Below are 17,354 nucleotides of genomic sequence, written 5' to 3' on the forward strand. Positions count from 1 at the left end.
TTCTCTGAATATAAATGTCTTTTTCTTTTTAACTTAATTTTACAAATTGGTAAGGTCATTTAAGACTGCCTTTTTGAACAGTTGCTAGAAATGTAGAGGTATTGACCATGTATCAAGATTTACTAAGAAAAATAGCAGAAGAAAAACCAAATTATAACCAGGAGGAAATCCAGTGGTTGCTTGATCATTTGGGAGATCCTTCACCAGAAATTCGTGATGAACTTGTTTTTACCAGTTTAGCTAGAGGGATTCAGGAAGAATTATTGACGCAGGAGCAATTTCACTTTATAGCAGAGGTGCTCACATCTGATGAAGGACTATACAAAGAGATTAATAAGGTAGGTCTGCCAGTCCTTGAACGTTCTTTTAGAGCACTTATTTATACCAACCTGTTATCTGCTGATGTCAACCAGCAATCGATTTTTTATCAGGGATTAAATGCAGGAATCCGTAATGTCCTTTTAAATCAAGGTTTGTACTATATTTCAAAAGAAAAGGACACGACAGGTTTTTAAAGTCAGTATGGTTGGGTTCATGCTTTTGCACATGGAGCCGATTTACTGACAGAGGTGGTTTGTCATCCAGACTTTCCTATAAACAGAGTTCATGAAGTATTTGACATACTTGGTCAATTATTTAAAAGAATTACCATTCGTTTTACAAATGATGAAGATTGGCGTTTAGCCAGAGTGCTTTATGAACCGATTTTACAAGGGAAGTTGGAGCAAGAGCAAGTAGCTTCTTGGATAAAAACAGTTGATTTTCCGATAGAAGAAAGAGAAGATTTTTACAAATTTTCCAACTTCAGATCCTGTCTGTTGGAAGTCTATGTACAACTTGACAAGAGAAATAGTTTACAAGATGACTTGAAAGAAGCTATCCAGTCTTTTCAATACTAAGAAAAAGCGAGTCAGATTTTCAAAAAACTTTCCAGTCAATTTTCTTGAACCCCTTTCTTTCTTTTGATAGATTAATACATAGTTTTAAAAAAGGAGGCTTATCATGAAAAAATTTGTTGCTGAGTTAATCGGTACTTTTATGCTTGTGTTTATCGGAACAGGAGCCGTTGTTTTTGGAAATGGTCTTGAAGGTCTTGGCCACCTTGGGATTGCTCTTGTCTTTGGTTTGGCCATCGTAGTCGCAGCTTTCTCAGTCGGAACGGTTTCAGGTGCTCACTTGAACCCAGCGGTTTCGATCGCTATGTTTGTAAACAAACGTTTGTCATCTTCAGAACTTGTCAACTGCATCTTGGGCAAGTAGTTGGAGCTTTCATCGCTTCTGGTGCGGTCTTCTTCCTCTTGTCCAACTCAGGTATGTCAACTGCTAGTCTTGGTGAAAATGCCTTGGCAAACGGTGTAACTGTCTTTGGTGGTTTCCTATTTGAAGTGATCGCAACCTTCTTGTTTGTCCTAGTTATCATGACTGTAACATCAGCAAGCAAGGGAAACGGCGTGATTGCTGGTTTGGTAATTGGTTTGTCATTGATGGTGATAATTCTTGTTGGATTGAACATTACTGGCCTTTCAGTTAATCCAGCCCGTAGCTTGGGGCCAGCTATCTTGGTTGGTGGCGCAGCTCTTCAACAAGTATGGATTTTCATCCTTGCCCCAATCTTTGGTGGCCTTCTTGCGGCCCTTGTTGCGAAAAACTTCCTTGGAACAGAAGAATAATGGAAACTCAAAAAGCCTTGCTCCTCATCTTGAGGAATAGGGCTTTTTCGTATCTATTTATACTCAATGAAAATCAAAGAGCAAACTAGGAAGCTAGCCGCAGGCTGCTCAAAGTACTGTTTTGAGGTTGTAGATAGAACTGACGAAGTCAGCTCAAAACACTGTTTTGAGGTTGTAGATGAAACTGACGAAGTCAGTAACATACATACGGCAAGACGACATTGACGTGGTTTGAAGAGATTTTCGAAGAGTATTAGAGGTTGTCAATTTTCTCTGGGTAGAGATCGTGTTGGAAGAGGCGTTGTTCTGCCAAGCCTTCATACCTAGTTCCTGGCTTACCGTAGTTGTAGTAGGGGGCTATTGAAATGCCACCGCGAGGTGTAAATTTTCCCCAGACCTCTAAATAGCGAGGGTCTAGCAAGTTGATCAAGTCTTTACCGATAGTGTTGATACAGTTTTCGTGAAAATCCCCATGATTTCGGTAGCTAAAAAGGTAGAGTTTGAGGGATTTTGACTCGACACAGAGCTTGTCAGGAATGTAGGAAATATAAATGGTCGCAAAGTTTGGCTGAGCAGTGATTGGGCAAAGGGAAGTAAATTCAGGGCAGTTGAATTTGATGAAATAGTCATTTTCCCCATGACGATTGTCAAAGAATTCGAGGACTTCTGGTTGATAGTCGAAAATGTAGTTGGTTTCTTTGTTGCTTAGTAGGCTTATGTTTTTCATTTCTTCTTATTGTGACATGATTTTTCCTTTCTAATCTTAAACACCACGTTGGTTGTCGTAGAGGAGGGTATGCAGTTGAGGAAGGACGCGGACTTTGCCCCAGCAGAGACATATCTAAGATGTGATGACGAATGCCTTGTTCCTTAGCGATTTCTTCAGCAACTTGAATTTCGAGATGATGGCGTTGGCCGTAGGCAAAGGTGACAGCTTCGACTGTTTCATAGTGTTCTTTAGCCCAAAAGAGGCAGGTTGTGGAATCTTGACCGCCACTAAAGACGACCAAAGCTGATTGCCGTTTCATAGTACTCCTTCCAAAATGGGAAATGTTCAGAGCACGCAAAAAGCTCCCTTGAGGGAGCTAAAAAATACCAAGTAGAGTTTTTTTAGCGATGGCATGTCCCAAACATCGTAATATTCTATCTACAGTCTAGCATATTTCTAGCATATTTTTTGAAAAATGGCAAAGGGCAAGAAAAAAGAGACCAAAGCAAGTACTTGGTCTCTCGTTTGATTAGCTCAATTCAGCAACGATGGCCTTGATTTGTTCTGCTGTGTGAACACCAGCAACTTGTTTCACCACTTGGCCGTCTTTTTTGAAGAGAAGAGTTGGAATAGACATGATTCCAAAGGCACGAGCTGTGTTTGGATTTTCATCAACGTCCATTTTAACGATTTTCAAGACATCTTCTGAAAGTTCTTCAGATAATTTATCCAAGATTGGACCTTGCATACGACATGGACCACACCAAGTTGCCCAGAAGTCTACTAAGACCAAACCGTCTTTTGTTTCTTGTTCGAATGTTGCATCTGTAATTGCTTTTGCCATTGTATTTCTCCTTTTTTAGTTATATTGGCTTAAATCTTGTTTCTTGAGATAGAAGAAGATATCTCCGTAAGTCCCATGGTAGTCCAAATCATGACCCTTATAAGTCAATTTTTGAACAGGGTAGTAATCTGCGACGCCGATAAGGCAAGCTTGTTGTGAACAATCAAAGTCTTCATAAGAGTCGAAAGTTACAGTTCTTTCATTCTTGCTGGCATCTAGATAGGTAATTTCAATCATTTTAAAAACTCATTTGTTTAATGATGACTTTATTTTACTCCTTGTAAGAGAGAATGTCAATAAAAATGCTTGCGCACGCAACTTTTTTAGAAATCATCTTAAATCAAGAAATCCAAACCAGTTTCCAAGCTTTCTTCGACAGCCTTTTGTAGAGAGGCCAGTGTCTTTTGCCCATCACCTGTCAGGCAGATAAAGCTAGAGCGTCTATCTTGATCACAACATCTGCGACTGAGTAGACCGCAATTTTTAGCTTCTAAGCGAGCCACCATCCGAGAAACAGCGCTCGGGCTCAGATGAAGTTTGTCTGGCAGGTCAATCTGTCGTAGAGATTTTTTTTGAGCCAAGTCCAGATAGTAGAGCAGGTAAAATTCTTTCAAGGTCAGACTTTGCTCGCTTTGCTGGGCAATGGTCTCTTCCAAGAGGTCTTCAATTTCTTTCTGATGCCTATTGAAGTCAAACCATTTTTCCAAATAGGTCATAGTATCTCCTTTCTTTTTAGAGTTGTAAATAGAAGAAAGTCCATTCACGGACAGTCTCTGCATCACAAGATGATTGCGCATGCAATAATTATACTACTTTTCAAAAGAGCTGGCAAGAAGGACGCTGAAATCTTTTATCCTAAATCACGCCTGTTTTCACTAGTCTGTAATTGCCTGTATCCCCTTTCTTCTCAAGTTTTCACTAACTCTTGTGCATTTCCTTGAAATTTTCTGAAAAAAGAGTAAACTGGTATGCAAGAAGTCTATTTCGTGGAGTTTAGGATGAAATTATATGTTCAATTAATGATTCTCTTTGTGATTTCTCTAATCGGAGAGGGAATCTCCAGTTTCTTTCATTTGCCCATCCCAGGCAGTGTTATCGGTTTGATTATTCTCTTTCTAGCCCTACAATTTAAGTGGCTGAGAACCAGGCATGTCAACATGGTCGGGAATTTCTTGTTGGCCAATATGACCATTCTCTTTTTGCCACCAGCAGTGGGAATTATGGAAAAGTTTGATGTGATTGCACCCTATCTTTTGCCCATTGTCTTGATTGTCTTTTTTGCAGCTGTTATCAATATTATCCTTATAGCCCTAGTGGTTCAGTTTATCAAGAGACGATTTGAGGGAGATTATGAGAAAGGAGATGCCAAATGAGTGAATTTGTTTGCAATCCCCTGTTCGGGCTTGCCCTGTCTATCCTAGCTTATCTAGCGGGAATGCTGATTTACAGACGCTTCCCCCATCCATTGACAACACCCTTGCTTTTGTCGGCTGTTTTCATTATTATCTTTCTAAAGGTGACGGGGATTTCTTACCAAGATTACTACCAAGGTGGGGTGTATCTGAATAACTTGATAGTCCCATCGACAGTGGCTCTAGGGATTCCGCTTTACAAGAGTTTTCACTTGATGAAGCACCATGCTCGGAGTATTCTCTTTGGTAGTCTGCTAGCGGTGGTGGTCAATACCTCTTTCACAGCCCTTGTGGCTAAAATCTTTGGCATGGACTTTTTCCTAGCCATTTCTCTCTTTCCTAAGTCAGTGACAACCGCCATGGCAGTAGGAATTACAGAAAAATTGCAAGGTCTGACGACCGTGACCTTGGTCGTCGTAGTGGCAACTGGGATTTTAACCAGTGTGATTGGTCCCACCCTTTTGAAGTGGTTGAAAATTGATGATCCGGTAGCAGTCGGACTTTCCCTTGGAGGAACAGGGCATGCAGTCGGAACGGGAACAGCCTTTCGATACGGCTCTGTAGCAGGAGCCATGGGGGGCTTGGCTATCGGTGTTACCGGTATTCTCTATGTCTTTGTCAGCCCTCTTGTAGCCAGTTTGATATTGAGTTAAATCAAAACCCAGCTGTTTAGCTGGGCTTTTTTATTGCAAATTAACCTTGTTTCTCAAGATGTAGTAGGTTCCGAGGTAAAAGACAGCTATGAAAATGAGTTCTTCAACAATGGCTATACCTGCTCCCATATAGAAATGGTCATTAAGTCCTACAAGTGAATTGACATAGAAATTAGAACTAAGATTGAAGGAAAGTTCAATAAATCCAATGACGATTTGGATCCCAATGTAGGCTGCAACAGCGAGTGCTGTGCGGTATTCGTTGAAAAGCTGTCCAATGGAAATAGCCAAGTAGATGCAGAGGATTCCTGAAATGGTATTTAGTAGGAAGGATATACCTGTAAGAAAGATCTGAGGGAGATGTGTTTCTACAAATGTAATCACATAAGAAAGAGGAATCCATTCTGGAACCGTTAGGGTCACAATAATAACAGCACTTAGAGCTAGGACAGCAGTGCTAATCAATGACCAGATAAAGGCACCGATTAGTTTGGCTGTGATGATATGGTGTTCAGAAACTGGTAAGGTCAAAGTCAGATAGCCTTGTCGGTCATAGACACTTCCTTTGAAGCGTTTAATAATCAAGAAAATGGTTGAAATTCCAAGTGCAAGCATCAACCCCCCAAAGACTGTAGCTAGAAAAAGTAGCATAGTAGCCTGACTTTCTTGGTAAGGTAGATTTTTAAAGCCTTGTGTCTGTATCCCGATAAGGGCAGAAAGGACTAGCACAGCACCATAAAGAGCTAAATACCACTTGTTAACATTTTTAAATTCGTAGCGAACTAAATTCCAAAACATAATAATCTCCTTTGCTTAGGCCTTAAATTCCTGACGGAAGAGCTGGTCAATGGATTCACCAGACTCATAGCGAATATCATCTACATTTCCTTGACGAACGACTTTTCCATCTTTTAGGAAGATAATTTCATCCAAGATTGGCTCGATATCCGAAATCAAGTGGGTAGAAATCAAAACGGTAGAAGTTGGGGAGTAGTTGTTGATAATGGTATTGAGGATATAATCACGGGCTGCTGGATCCACCCCACCAATGGGTTCGTCCAAAACGTAGAGACGAGCATCACGGCTCATAACCAAAATCAATTGTACCTTTTCCTTGTTCCCTTTTGAAAGTTTCTTGAGACGACTATTTTCATCAATGCCAAGGTCTGCAAGTAGATGATGGGCGCGTTCCAGATTGAAATCTTTATAGAAGGTCTTAAAGTAGGTTAGGGCTTCTTTGACCTTCATTTGCTCATTGAGATAAGTTGTGTCTGGTAGATAAGAGACAATCGCCTTGGTAGCAGGACTTGGATACTGTCCGTTAATGAGGACACGTCCTTTGTCTGGCTGAAGAAGGTCATTGATCAGTTTGATCAAGGTTGTTTTTCCTGAGCCGTTTGGGCCAAGGAGACCGACAATTTTTCCAGCGGGGATGTCAAGAGAAACATTTTCAAGGGCTGGGGTTGCACTATAAGATTTGGATACATTTTCAAATGCTAGTAATGACATAGACTTAAACTCCTTTAATATAATCGCTGACTACGCCTGGTAGTTCTTCTTTTTCATAGCCAAAATGGGTCATGGAGGAAACGAAGTGTTCCAATTGTTCTTCTGATAGTTGTTTGCGCGATTGGGCGATCAGTTCCTTATCCTCAGTCACAAATCGTCCAGTTGTCCGCTTGCTGTAGACAAATCCTTCTCGTTCAAGGTCTGACAAGGCCCTTTGGATGGTGTTGGGATTGACACCTGCCTCGCTAGCCAGCTCCCTTACGGTCGGAAGTTGTTGGTTGGGTTCCAGTTTATGGGAAACAATCTGTAGTTTGATTTTTTCCATAATCTGTAAATAAATCGGTTTTGTGTTATCAAATGACCAGGACATCATAGTCTCCTTTCTTTGCCTTTATTGTTCTAATTAAATAATACAATAAAACAAAAAACTTGTCAAGCAAAAAGAAGAATTGTTTTGGGAATCGTTTAAAAAATGGTATAATGAAAAGAAAACGATAAGGAGGGAAAGGATGCGTTGTCCAAAATGTGGGGCTACCAAGTCAAGTGTTATCGATAGTCGCCAAGCAGAAGAAGGGAACACCATTCGTAGAAGACGTGAGTGCGACGAATGCCAGCATCGTTTTACAACCTATGAACGAGTAGAAGAAAGAACGCTTGTTGTCGTCAAAAAAGACGGTACACGTGAGCAGTTTTCGAGAGATAAAATCTTTAATGGGATTATTCGCTCAGCCCAGAAACGCCCTGTTTCAAGTGATGAAATCAACATGGTAGTCAATCGTATCGAACAAAAACTCCGTAGTCGAAATGAAAATGAAATTCAAAGTGAGGACATTGGTTCACTCGTCATGGAGGAGTTGGCTGAGTTAGATGAGATTACCTATGTACGTTTTGCCAGCGTCTATCGTAGTTTTAAGGATGTCAGTGAGTTGGAGAGTCTGCTCCAACAAATCACCCAGTCCTCTAAAAAGAAAAAGGAAAAATAGATGAAGCCAAATGACCGTTTTTCTTTTCTAAAGAATAATCAGGTGTCACAAGATACCTCTTCTCTAGTGCAGTGCTACCTCCCAATTATCGGTCAGGAGCCACTGAGCCTCTATCTATACGCCATTACCTTTTGGGATGGTGGGCAAAAGGAACACCTCTTTTCCCATATCCTCAATCACTTAAACTTTGGCATGCCGACCTTGCTCCAATCCTTCAAAGTCTTGTCTGCTTTGGATTTATTAACCCTTTATCAGAAGGAGAATGTCTATGAATTACAGCTTCATCCTCCCCTCTCCAGTCAGGAATTTCTAAGTCATTCTGTCTATAGCAGGTTATTAGAGAAAAAGATTGGGGATACAGCTGTCTCTGCTATGAAGCAGGATGCAAGTGAGGGAGAAGCACTCTCTGTTTCTTTGAGTCAAGTCTTTCCAATCCTGACTGAAGAAGTGACACCAATCGAGTCAAAAAGCAAGTTAAAAAATGATTTTGACTTGGAACATTTCCAGCGCCTGATGGCTCGAGATGGATTGCGTTTTGAAGACGAGCAAACGGATGTTTTGGAATTGTTTGCCATCGCAGATGAAAAAAAATGGCCCTGGTTTGAAACCTATCAATTAGCCAAGGCGACAGCGGTGGCTCAAGTTATTTCAATCAAACGCATGCGTGAAAAGATTGCGCAAAAGCAGGTTTCTTCTGACTTTAGCCCCAAAGAAATGACCATTATCAGGGAAGCCAAAAATAAAACTCCCCTACAATTTTTAGCGGAAATCAAGCAAATTCGTAAGGGAAACATCACCCAGAGCGAACGAGAACTTCTTCACCAGATGGCATCTGTAGGCTTGTTGGATGAAGTCATCAATATCGTCTTACTTCTAACCTTTAACAAGGTTGATTCGGCTAATGTCAATGAAAAATATGCCATGAAAGTCGCAAATGACTATGCTTATCAAAAAATTCGGACAGCAGAAGAGGCTGTGCTTCGGATTCGAGAGCGTCAGCAAAAAGGTCAGGAAGACCAAAAATCGAAAACTAGCTCGACTAAGACAAATGTTCCCAAGTGGAGCAATCCAGATTATAAGAATCAAACCAGTGAGGAAACTCGTCTGGAACTAGAACGTAAAAAACAAGAAATGTTAGCCCGATTAGAAGAAGGAGGAGACTAGATGGAAAGTGTTGGTGACGTTATCAAACTTCAGACAAGTCGTTTTCAGTATCAGGACCTAGCCCAGCAGATTATGAAAGACCCAGATGTGGCGACTTTTATCCAGAAAGAATCCCTCAGTCCAGAGGAGTTGAATCGTAGCATCTCCAAGTTCAACCAATATATCACAGAACGGGACAAGTTTCTTCGTGGGGATGCGGACTATATAGCGCGTGGCTACAAGCCTATCCTGGTTATGAATCACGGTTATGCGGATGTGTCTTATGAAGAAACACCAGAACTAATCGCGGCAGAAAAAGAGGCTGCAATTAAGAATCGTCTTAAGTTGATCAATCTACCAGCAAGTCTCAAGAAAGCGAAGTTAGCTCAGATTGACCTGGATGATCTAGGTCGTTTGCCGATTTTTGAGAGACTCTATGCCTTTGTTGACCTTTACCCAAGCATCCGAAAAGGCCTCTATCTTTACGGAGATTTTGGTGTTGGTAAGAGTTTCATGATGGCGGCCTTAGCTCACGACCTATCTGAAAAACGTGGGGCATCAACAACGATTCTCCACTATCCAAGTTTTGTCATTGATGTGAAAAATGCTATCGGTGAAGGTTCTGTGAAGACCTTGGTGGATGACATCAAGTTAGCAGAAGTTCTGGTCTTAGATGATATTGGTGCGGAGCAGTCAACCCCTTGGGTGCGTGATGAGATTCTCCAAGTCATTCTTCAGTATCGCATGCAGGAAGATTTGCCGACCTTCTTTACTTCCAACTTTAATTTCCAAGATTTGGAAAAACATTTTGCCAAAGGAAAGAATGGAAATGATGAGACTTGGGAAGCTAGACGGGTTATGGAACGAATCCGTTATTTGGCAGAAGAAACCAGACTAGAAGGAGAAAATCGCCGATGACAGAAACCATTAAACTGATGAAAGCTCATACTTCAGTTCGTCGCTTTAAGGAACAGGAAATTCCTCAAGCAGACTTGGACGAGATTTTGACTGCTGGACAAATGGCGTCATCTTGGAAAAATTTCCAATCTTACTCTGTGATTCTTGTGCGCAGTCAAGAGAAGAAAGATGCCTTATACGAACTGGTTCCTCAGGAAGCTATTCGCCAGTCAGCAGCCTTTTTGCTTTTTGTCGGTGACTTGAACCGAGCTGAAAAGGGAGCAAGACTTCACGCGGACAGTTTCCAACCTCAAGGGGTAGAAGGTCTCCTCATCACTTCGGTAGATGCAGCGCTTGCAGGGCAAAATACCTTGCTTGCAGCAGAGAGTCTGGGATATGGTGGTGTTATCATTGGTTTAGTCCGTTACAAGTCGGAAGAAGTTGCAGCGCTTTTTAACCTGTCTGACTATACCTACCCTGTTTTTGGGATTGCCCTTGGCGTGCCAAATCAACAACATGAAGTCAAACCAAGACTGCCTTTGAATCAAGTGGTATTTGAAGAAGAATACCAAGAACAGCCAGTTGAAGCGATTTTGGACTATGACAAAGTTCAGGCAGACTATGCTGGTGCGCGTGCGACGACCTCTTGGAGTCGGCGTTTAGCAGAGCAGTTTGGTCAAGCCGAACCTAGTTCAACTCGGAAGAATCTAGAACAGAAAAAGTTATTGTAGAAAGTGAGAAAACATGGTCTTACCAACTATTGCCATTGTGGGACGTCCCAATGTTGGGAAATCGACCCTATTTAATCGGATCGCTGGTGAGCGAATCTCAATTGTAGAAGATGTCGAGGGTGTGACACGTGACCGTATCTATGCAACGGGTGAGTGGCTCAATCGTTCCTTTAGTATGATTGATACGGGAGGGATTGACGACGTCGACGCTCCCTTCATGGAGCAAATCAAGCACCAAGCAGAAATTGCTATGGAAGAAGCTGATGTCATCGTTTTTGTGGTGTCTGGGAAAGAAGGAATCACGGATGCAGATGAGTACGTAGCCCGTAAACTTTATAAAACCCATAAACCTGTTATCCTTGCCGTTAACAAGGTTGATAATCCCGAGATGCGAAACGACATCTATGATTTCTATGCTCTGGGCTTGGGCGAACCTCTGCCAATCTCGTCTGTCCACGGTATCGGGACAGGGGATGTGCTCGATGCCATCGTGGAAAATCTACCAAATGAAGTTGAAGAAGAAAATCCAGATGTGATCAAATTCAGCTTGATTGGCCGTCCAAACGTTGGAAAATCAAGTTTGATCAACGCTATTTTGGGAGAAGATCGCGTGATTGCTAGTCCAGTAGCTGGAACAACGCGTGATGCCATTGATACCCATTTTACAGATACGGATGGACAAGAGTTTACCATGATTGATACGGCTGGTATGCGTAAGTCTGGTAAAGTCTATGAAAATACGGAGAAGTACTCTGTCATGCGTGCCATGCGTGCCATTGATCGTTCTGATGTAGTCTTGATGGTCCTCAATGCGGAAGAAGGAATCCGTGAGTACGATAAGCGTATCGCAGGATTTGCCCATGAAGCTGGTAAAGGGATGATTATCGTGGTCAACAAGTGGGACACACTTGAAAAAGACAACCACACTATGAAAAACTGGGAAGAAGATATCCGTGAGCAGTTCCAATACCTGCCTTACGCACCGATTATCTTTGTATCAGCCTTGACCAAGCAACGTCTCCACAAACTTCCTGAGATGATCAAGCAAATCAGTGAAAGTCAAAACACACGTATTCCATCAGCTGTCTTGAACGATGTGATTATGGATGCCATTGCCATCAACCCAACACCGACAGACAAAGGAAAACGTCTCAAGATTTTCTATGCGACCCAAGTGGCAAGCAAGCCACCAACCTTTGTTATCTTTGTCAACGAAGAAGAACTTATGCACTTTTCTTACCTGCGTTTCTTGGAAAATCAAATCCGCAAGGCCTTTGTTTTTGAGGGGACACCAATCCATCTCATCGCAAGAAAACGTAAATAAAAAAGTAGAATCTGGAATGACATTTCCAGATTTTTTTGATAGAATGAAGGTGAAGAAAACGCTATCAAATAGAGGGGGCTGGTGATGAAACATTTGTTTAAATTCGTGCTCATATTTCCCTGTATTTACTTTTTCAGCTGGATTGACAAGGCTAATAGAGCTAGTAAATTTTTCCCAATTTTTTACTATTTTTACTGGATTTACATCACCCTCTATGCTCTGTTTAGTCTTGCTTGGACAGTTTTTTCAGTCTTGTTTTTCAATATCGTCTTGAAAAATGTGGTAGACATCAAGCTTTGGGGCATTTGGCTATTATTACTACTTATTGCTTTTGCCAGTGATTGGTTAACCTATGTATTCTTCAAAAAAATGCTTAGACTAAGAAAGGAGTTAGGAAAGTCTAAGGGTGTGAATTAAGAAAAGGGTAGGAACTAAAAAATGACAATATCTATGATTTATTTATACAGCTATAGATACAGTCGTTTTTATTTTGATTATGAAACTTGAGAGGAACATTCATCTTGTATAGTGTATTGAATATGAAATAATACAATACAACTTATAAAACATTGGAATAAAATGCTTTAGACCCCTAATTGATTCGTTCACATTCTATTTCGATTTGCTATAATAAAGTGATGAGAGTTATTGCAAATTATAGGTTTGAAAAATCATTAATTTCTTTTTCGAGTATTTTAACTAATGCCTCTTCTTTGGTTAGTCGTAATAAAGTTATTCCTTTGTTAATCAAATCGGAGTTATGTTGCAGTATTCCCAAGCGTACTTGAGAAAATCCAAGAATATCGTATATTTTTAATTCTTCTGCTAATACCAAAAGTTGTAGGGTGATTGTTTCACATTCTTTGAGTAAATGATGTTGAAAATATACAGTGGAGAGATTGGCTAAAAAAGATGATAAAAATACTTTTGTTTCTCGGAAGTATTTATATTTCTCGATGGTTTTCATAATTCTATCAATAAGAAAGGGAAGATTTTCTGAAGGAAAGAAAAAGAGAATGGTTCCTAGCAATTTCAAATCACTAATGTACCATGTATCCATAGGTTCAAGATAGTCCCAAATTTCTTCAAACAAATCTTTCAAGACTTGGTTGTTTTTGAATCCTTTAGTTCGTAACTCTGTGACAATTTTTGTATGGCGATAGATATTTTGAATAGGAACATCGTGATGTGTCTTAAGATATTTTTGACATTTCTCAGTGAGTTCAATTATTTTTCTAGTATCTTGAAAAGTAGATGGATTTTGGCTCTCTACAATAATATCTCGCCTTTCACTAGGATGGTATTCGTTGCATATATACTTGAATTCTGCTAAGCTCATATCAATTTGTTCAAGAAGAAATACCATGTTTTCAAAACTGGGAATAACTTTACCGTGTTCAATATTTGTTAGAGTTGTCCGATGTATGACATGTCCACATACATCTTGTTGGGTCAATCCTTTTGACTTTCGAATTTCTTTAAAAATTTGTCCATAATCCCATCTCATATTGTTCCTCCTAGGCAAATGTGAATATTTTCTACATTTATAAAAAAATGTAGAAAAAGGTGGTATCATTATATCAAAAAGGAGAAAAAAAGTCATGGAAATACAAAATTCACTTAATTTTGTCATATATTGTAATGATTGGGAGTCTCTGATCCCATGGTTTGATATATGGTTTTGGGAGTGACTAATTAATGTGTTATTTATATTCTTTAGTCAAACATTAATATACTTATTGTTGTGTTTTTATTATAGTGAAACTTGAATATTTTATAAATAAGGAGGAGAGTATATGAAATATCATTTGTTAGAATAATATAAAATATATTTCTTAAACTCATTTGACAAGCTTTAAGTTTATGTGTATTTAGTACATTTACCAAAAATTAACTTTCTTTTGGTAAAAATATTGTTTGTGTATTTAGCTTATAACTTATGTTTATTAGGAGGAGTAGTCATGAAAACTATCGTTAAAATTTGTTTAGTTGCTTTATCTGCCTTTTTACTTTTATTTGCTGGAAAAAATGTTTTTGCAGACTCTAATTCACATGATAACTTAAACTCTTTGGAAGTTAGCGATAGAAGTTTTCGTAACGGAGAATTGTTGAAGAGTTATCTTGTAAAAGATAAAGATAGGATTTATTTTGATTATGATAAAGCGGTTCAAGATAAACAAGCGAAAGATGTAATTGACATGGGTTTATTGGTAGAGACAATAAGCGAAGACTATAGTTCAAATACGTTTACACCTGCTAAATATTTTAAGGCAGGATTGCCTGTTCACGGGAATTACTGTGGTCCTGGTTACAACGGGGAAGGATTTACTTTACCTGTGGTAGACGTTTTGGATCAAGGTTGCCAAAATCATGATAGATGTTACAAGTGGGGAGCTGGTATTGGAGCTAATTGTGAGTGTAATCGTCAGTTAGTCGATTTTATAAAAGTTAACAGACGTTGGATACCAGAAAGTGCCTTATGGGTTGCGGATGCTATCAGAGTTTATTTTGAAACGATTGGAGCTATAGGATGTTGAATCTAAAATCATTTATTACACGCTATTCTAAGGTCTATATTGGTTTAGTTCTGTTGATCTGGATTGCTTTCTTCTTTCTTCCTTGGAGCAGTCCGATTCTGGGGGGGAAGATTGACCTCTTCAGCATACAGAAAGTCTTGCTAGTTTTTGGCATTCTGTCCATTTTGATGGCCTTGCTGTCCAAGAAAGTCAGTCTCTTTGTTTTTGGACTGATCTGCTGTCTTTCTCTTTGGATTAACCTATTTATCCTATTTGCTATTTTGCCGATTTTTGGCAATTAAAGTATCATAAAAGTCAGAGAGGTTAGCTTGGAAACTAACCTCTTTTTCCTTTTCAAAATGGGGATTCTTCCTTGAAAATAATCAGTAATTGTGCTAAAATAAAAAGAACATTCTAAAATATTCGGAATTAAAGTAAGGAAAAACATGGCTAATATTTTAAAAACAATTATCGAAAATGATAAAGGAGAACTTCGTCGTCTAGAAAAGATGGCTGATAAGGTTCTAAACTATGAGAGCCGAATGGCCGCAATGTCGGACGAAGAGCTAAAAGCAAAAACAGTTGAATTTAAAGAACGTTATCAAAATGGAGAATCACTGGATTCATTGCTTTATGAAGCATTTGCGGTTGTCCGTGAGGGTGCACAACGTGTCCTAGGTCTCTTCCCATATAAGGTTCAGGTCATGGGTGGGATTGTTCTTCACCATGGTGACGTTCCAGAGATGCGTACTGGTGAAGGAAAAACCTTGACGGCGACCATGCCAGTGTACCTCAATGCCCTTGCAGGTAAAGGAGTTCACGTAGTTACAGTCAATGAATACCTGACAGAACGTGACGCGACTGAGATGGGTGAGTTGTACTCATGGCTCGGTCTGTCAGTAGGGATTAACCTAGCAGCTAAATCTCCAATGGAGAAAAAAGAAGCTTATCTCTGTGATATTACCTACTCAACCAACTCAGAGATTGGTTTCGATTACCTTCGTGACAATATGGTCGTTCGTGCTGAAAACATGGTACAACGTCCGCTCAACTATGCCTTGGTCGATGAGGTTGACTCTATCTTGATTGACGAAGCCCGTACACCATTGATTGTATCAGGTGCTAACGCGGTTGAAACCAGTCAGTTGTACCACATGGCAGACCACTATGTAAAATCTTTGGACAAAGACGACTACATCATCGATGTGCAGTCTAAGACTATTGGTTTGTCTGATTCAGGGATTGACAAGGCTGAAAGCTACTTCAAGCTTGAAAATCTCTATGATATCGAAAACGTAGCTCTTACACACTTTATAGATAACGCCCTTCGTGCCAACTATATCATGCTTCTCGATATTGACTATGTGGTGAGCGAAGAGCAAGAAATCTTGATTGTCGACCAATTTACAGGTCGTACCATGGAAGGTCGTCGTTATTCTGATGGTTTGCACCAAGCGATTGAAGCTAAAGAAGGTGTGCCAATCCAGGATGAAACCAAGACATCTGCCTCAATCACTTACCAAAACCTCTTCCGTATGTACAAGAAATTGTCAGGTATGACGGGTACAGGTAAGACTGAGGAAGAAGAATTCCGTGAAATTTATAACATTCGTGTTATTCCAATCCCAACAAACCGTCCTGTTCAACGTATTGACCACTCAGACCTTCTTTATGCAAGTATTGAGGCTAAGTTTAAGGCGGTTGTCGAAGATGTTAAGGCTCGCTACCAAAAAGGTCAACCTGTCTTGGTTGGTACAGTAGCGGTTGAAACGAGTGATTTCCTCTCTAAGAAACTGGTAGAGGCGGGTGTTCCTCACGAAGTCTTGAATGCGAAGAACCACTACAGAGAAGCGCAAATCATCATGAACGCTGGTCAGCGTGGCGCAGTTACTATCGCAACCAACATGGCCGGTCGTGGTACCGACATCAAGCTTGGTGAAGGGGTTCGTGAATTGGGTGGACTTTGTGTCATTGGTACAGAACGCCATGAAAGCCGCCGTATTGATAATCAGCTTCGTGGACGTTCAGGGCGTCAAGGAGACCCAGGTGAGTCACAATTCTATCTATCTCTTGAAGATGATTTGATGAAACGTTTCGGTTCGGAACGTTTGAAAGGTGTCTTTGAACGTCTTAACATGTCTGATGAAGCAATCGAATCTCGCATGTTAACGCGTCAAGTTGAAGCGGCTCAAAAACGTGTCGAAGGAAACAACTACGATACTCGTAAACAAGTCCTCCAATACGATGACGTTATGCGTGAACAACGTGAAATCATCTATGCACAACGTTATGATGTCATTACTGCAGATCGTGACTTGGCACCAGAAATCCATGCGATGATTCGTCGTACAATTGGCCGAATCGTAGATGCACATTCTCGTTCGAAAGAAGATGAAAAACTAGAAGCAATCTTGAACTTTGCTAAGTATAACTTGCTTCCAGAAGATTCAATTAGCCGTTCAGATCTTGCAGGTTTGTCAGACCAAGCTATCAAAGATGAACTTTTCCAACGTGCCTTGAAAGTCTATGACAGCCAAGTTGCCAAACTTCGTGATGAAGAAGCAGTGAAAGAGTTCCAGAAGGTCTTGATTCTACGTGTTGTAGACAACAAGTGGACAGACCATATCGATGCTCTTGACCAGTTGCGAAATGCTGTCGGTCTTCGTGGATATGCCCAAAACAATCCTGTCGTAGAATATCAAGCAGAAGGTTTCCGCATGTTTAACGATATGATTGGATCAATTGAATTTGATGTGACCCGCTTGATGATGAAAGCACAAATCCACGAACAGGAACGTCCTCAAACTGAACACAATATCAGTACAACTGCGACTCGTAATATCGCGGCGCAGCAGACTCAGCTTCCAAAAGATGTGAACTTGAGCCGAATCGGACGAAATGATCAATGCCCATGTGGATCTGGTAAGAAATTCAAGAACTGTCATGGTAAGAGACAATAATAT

The 17,354-nt window shown here is 40.3% G+C and carries 19 protein-coding genes and 3 pseudogenes; 13 read left to right on the forward strand and 9 right to left on the reverse strand.

Annotation, left to right across the window (positions count from 1 at the left end):
- Positions 1-107: 107 nt before the first annotated feature.
- A pseudogene (locus OVN21_RS01875) lies at positions 108-899 on the forward strand (DUF2785 domain-containing protein).
- Positions 900-1,038: 139 nt separating this feature from the next.
- Positions 1,039-1,670, forward strand: a pseudogene (locus OVN21_RS01880) (MIP/aquaporin family protein).
- A 253-nt stretch (positions 1,671-1,923) separates the two neighbouring features.
- On the opposite strand, the gene queF reads toward OVN21_RS01880, so the two are convergent.
- The 5 genes and pseudogenes from queF to OVN21_RS01905 all read right to left on the reverse strand — a co-directional run bounded on the left by queF (position 1,924) and on the right by OVN21_RS01905 (position 3,939).
- Positions 1,924-2,397: a preQ(1) synthase gene (gene queF / locus OVN21_RS01885; protein WP_267247039.1), complete on the reverse strand. Its 474-nt coding sequence runs from the start codon at positions 2,395-2,397 to the stop codon at positions 1,924-1,926.
- A 94-nt stretch (positions 2,398-2,491) separates the two neighbouring features.
- Positions 2,492-2,698: pseudogene (locus OVN21_RS01890) on the reverse strand (7-cyano-7-deazaguanine synthase); the annotation flags it as partial.
- 210 nt (positions 2,699-2,908) lie between these two features.
- A complete protein-coding gene (gene trxA / locus OVN21_RS01895; RefSeq protein ID WP_001029581.1) occupies positions 2,909-3,223 on the reverse strand; it encodes a thioredoxin in 315 nt (104 codons plus the stop codon).
- Positions 3,224-3,238: 15 nt separating this feature from the next.
- Positions 3,239-3,460 carry a DUF4649 family protein gene (locus tag OVN21_RS01900; protein ID WP_267247040.1) on the reverse strand — a complete coding sequence of 74 codons (222 nt, stop codon included), beginning with the start codon at positions 3,458-3,460 and terminating at the stop codon, positions 3,239-3,241.
- Between the two features lie 98 nt (positions 3,461-3,558).
- Positions 3,559-3,939 (reverse strand): MarR family winged helix-turn-helix transcriptional regulator, encoded by a 381-nt coding sequence (locus OVN21_RS01905; RefSeq protein ID WP_267247041.1) that lies wholly within the window; start codon positions 3,937-3,939, stop codon positions 3,559-3,561.
- Between the two features lie 282 nt (positions 3,940-4,221).
- Between OVN21_RS01905 and OVN21_RS01910 the strand changes: the two genes are divergently transcribed.
- On the forward strand, positions 4,222-4,596 hold the full coding sequence (locus OVN21_RS01910) for a CidA/LrgA family protein (RefSeq protein ID WP_267247042.1): 375 nt from the start codon (positions 4,222-4,224) through the stop codon (positions 4,594-4,596).
- Complete coding sequence (locus OVN21_RS01915; RefSeq protein ID WP_267247043.1) at positions 4,593-5,288, forward strand: LrgB family protein; 696 nt, start codon at positions 4,593-4,595, stop codon at positions 5,286-5,288. Before OVN21_RS01910 ends, OVN21_RS01915 begins: the two co-directional genes overlap by 4 nt.
- A gap of 30 nt (positions 5,289-5,318) precedes the next feature.
- Here OVN21_RS01915 and OVN21_RS01920 read toward each other — a convergent pair whose 3' ends face one another.
- Genes OVN21_RS01920 through OVN21_RS01930 form a run of 3 tightly spaced genes read right to left on the reverse strand, consistent with a single transcriptional unit; the run spans position 5,319 to position 7,167 of the window.
- The gene (locus tag OVN21_RS01920; RefSeq protein ID WP_267247044.1) at positions 5,319-6,086 is read right to left on the reverse strand and encodes a hypothetical protein; all 768 of its coding nucleotides are present in this window, start codon (positions 6,084-6,086) and stop codon (positions 5,319-5,321) included.
- Between the two features lie 15 nt (positions 6,087-6,101).
- Positions 6,102-6,797, reverse strand: coding sequence for an ABC transporter ATP-binding protein (locus OVN21_RS01925; protein ID WP_267247045.1), 696 nt, complete (start codon positions 6,795-6,797; stop codon positions 6,102-6,104).
- A gap of 4 nt (positions 6,798-6,801) precedes the next feature.
- Positions 6,802-7,167, reverse strand: coding sequence for a GntR family transcriptional regulator (locus OVN21_RS01930; RefSeq protein WP_267247046.1), 366 nt, complete (start codon positions 7,165-7,167; stop codon positions 6,802-6,804).
- A gap of 139 nt (positions 7,168-7,306) precedes the next feature.
- Between OVN21_RS01930 and nrdR the strand changes: the two genes are divergently transcribed.
- The 6 genes from nrdR (at position 7,307) to OVN21_RS01960 (ending at position 12,292) form a co-directional block, all read left to right on the forward strand.
- On the forward strand, positions 7,307-7,780 hold the full coding sequence (nrdR, locus tag OVN21_RS01935; RefSeq protein ID WP_267247047.1) for a transcriptional regulator NrdR: 474 nt from the start codon (positions 7,307-7,309) through the stop codon (positions 7,778-7,780).
- On the forward strand, positions 7,781-8,944 hold the full coding sequence (locus OVN21_RS01940; RefSeq protein ID WP_267247048.1) for a DnaD domain protein: 1,164 nt from the start codon (positions 7,781-7,783) through the stop codon (positions 8,942-8,944).
- Entirely contained in the window at positions 8,945-9,841 is an 897-nt protein-coding gene (dnaI, locus tag OVN21_RS01945; protein ID WP_267247049.1) for a primosomal protein DnaI, read from the forward strand.
- On the forward strand, positions 9,838-10,551 hold the full coding sequence (locus OVN21_RS01950) for an NADPH-dependent oxidoreductase (protein ID WP_267247050.1): 714 nt from the start codon (positions 9,838-9,840) through the stop codon (positions 10,549-10,551). The genes dnaI and OVN21_RS01950 overlap by 4 nt, the downstream gene beginning before the upstream one ends.
- Before the next feature lie 13 nt (positions 10,552-10,564).
- Positions 10,565-11,875: a ribosome biogenesis GTPase Der gene (gene der / locus OVN21_RS01955; protein WP_267247051.1), complete on the forward strand. Its 1,311-nt coding sequence runs from the start codon at positions 10,565-10,567 to the stop codon at positions 11,873-11,875.
- 84 nt (positions 11,876-11,959) lie between these two features.
- Complete coding sequence (locus OVN21_RS01960; RefSeq protein WP_267247052.1) at positions 11,960-12,292, forward strand: hypothetical protein; 333 nt, start codon at positions 11,960-11,962, stop codon at positions 12,290-12,292.
- Between the two features lie 238 nt (positions 12,293-12,530).
- On the opposite strand, the gene rgg1518 is transcribed toward OVN21_RS01960, so the two are convergent.
- On the reverse strand, positions 12,531-13,382 hold the full coding sequence (gene rgg1518, locus OVN21_RS01965; protein ID WP_267247053.1) for an Rgg/GadR/MutR family transcriptional regulator Rgg1518: 852 nt from the start codon (positions 13,380-13,382) through the stop codon (positions 12,531-12,533).
- Positions 13,383-13,836: 454 nt separating this feature from the next.
- On the opposite strand from rgg1518, the gene OVN21_RS01970 reads away from it, so the two are divergent.
- The 3 genes from OVN21_RS01970 to secA all read left to right on the forward strand — a co-directional run bounded on the left by OVN21_RS01970 (position 13,837) and on the right by secA (position 17,351).
- Positions 13,837-14,412 carry a hypothetical protein gene (locus tag OVN21_RS01970; RefSeq protein WP_000849721.1) on the forward strand — a complete coding sequence of 192 codons (576 nt, stop codon included), beginning with the start codon at positions 13,837-13,839 and terminating at the stop codon, positions 14,410-14,412.
- Entirely contained in the window at positions 14,406-14,693 is a 288-nt protein-coding gene (locus tag OVN21_RS01975; protein ID WP_267247054.1) for a hypothetical protein, read from the forward strand. Before OVN21_RS01970 ends, OVN21_RS01975 begins: the two co-directional genes overlap by 7 nt.
- 144 nt (positions 14,694-14,837) lie before the next feature.
- Entirely contained in the window at positions 14,838-17,351 is a 2,514-nt protein-coding gene (secA, locus tag OVN21_RS01980) for a preprotein translocase subunit SecA (protein WP_267247055.1), read from the forward strand.
- Positions 17,352-17,354: the final 3 nt, after the last annotated feature.

Source organism: Streptococcus sp. Marseille-Q5986 (assembly GCF_946902915.1).
Taxonomy (GTDB): Bacteria; Bacillota; Bacilli; order Lactobacillales; family Streptococcaceae; genus Streptococcus.